We start from the raw sequence: 825 nt of genomic DNA, 5'->3' as shown, positions 1-825 counted from the left end.
ATCGAATTTCATGGTCAAGATCAGAGAGAATTTGGCAAGATATTAAACAGACATCTGAGGACATAAGTGAAAAAAAACAAAAAGAGGGGACGCCCTAAAATAGCAGGGCAGCTAAGAGAACCAAACGGACGTATATCACGTTGCAAAACACCGCGTGAAGCCGTTGATAAATTGGCAATAGAAATGCGTGCAAAGCGCTTCGGTTTAACGCTACAGGAGGCAAAAAATCCACTTTCTGGTACCTATATCGGGCGGCTTTGTTTGCAAGGCGTGCTTACACAAGAGCAATATGATGCCGCGCAACAATATCTACAGATAAGAAATAATTACCTTTGTGCAAAGGGCTTGCCTAATGCAATTTATGACGAAATGCCGTCATCATCTGATGATAAGGCAAGAGACAAATGGGTAGAATTTGCAACAGAGCAGTTTATAAACACGCAAGAGGCACTAAAAGAAGCCCAATGCCTCTATAGACAGTATAATCTTCATGCTGCGTTACAGTCCCTCGTTATAGAAGATCAAATGCTACCACACCTTGTGAATTCATTACGCGTTGCTCTTAATGCTCTTCAGAAACATTTTGATCGTTAAATGACAATCTCTATTACGGTTTCATTATATTGTATATCGTTCGTAAGTTTCTGCAAAATTCACTGGATTCCTTTAAACTTTTATGATCATTTCTTTTCACGTGAGATACTATATTATCTACTTGTTCTTTTCTGAAATCGTAACGCTTAATAAGTTTTTTTGCATAATAAATCATTGGATCCTCGTTATCATTGACCACGTCGTATGCCCACATAAAATCGCTTTCACTCC

1 protein-coding gene and 1 pseudogene are annotated in these 825 nt (G+C 38.7%); one reads left to right on the top strand and one right to left on the bottom strand.

Features of this window, described 5'->3' with window-relative positions; all coding sequences use genetic code 11:
* Positions 1 to 66: 66 nt before the first annotated feature.
* Positions 67 to 594, top strand: coding sequence for a hypothetical protein (locus tag ACFINI_RS10045; RefSeq protein ID WP_375648050.1), 528 nt, complete (start codon positions 67 to 69; stop codon positions 592 to 594).
* A 13-nt stretch (positions 595 to 607) separates the two neighbouring features.
* On the opposite strand, the pseudogene ACFINI_RS10040 reads toward ACFINI_RS10045, so the two are convergent.
* A pseudogene (locus tag ACFINI_RS10040) lies at positions 608 to 825 on the bottom strand (hypothetical protein); the annotation flags it as partial.

The sequence above is a fragment of the Bartonella sp. AA56HLJMS genome, assembly GCF_042197145.1.
Taxonomy (GTDB): Bacteria; Pseudomonadota; Alphaproteobacteria; order Rhizobiales; family Rhizobiaceae; genus Bartonella.
This window is presented reverse-complemented; position numbering and strand designations above follow the sequence as displayed.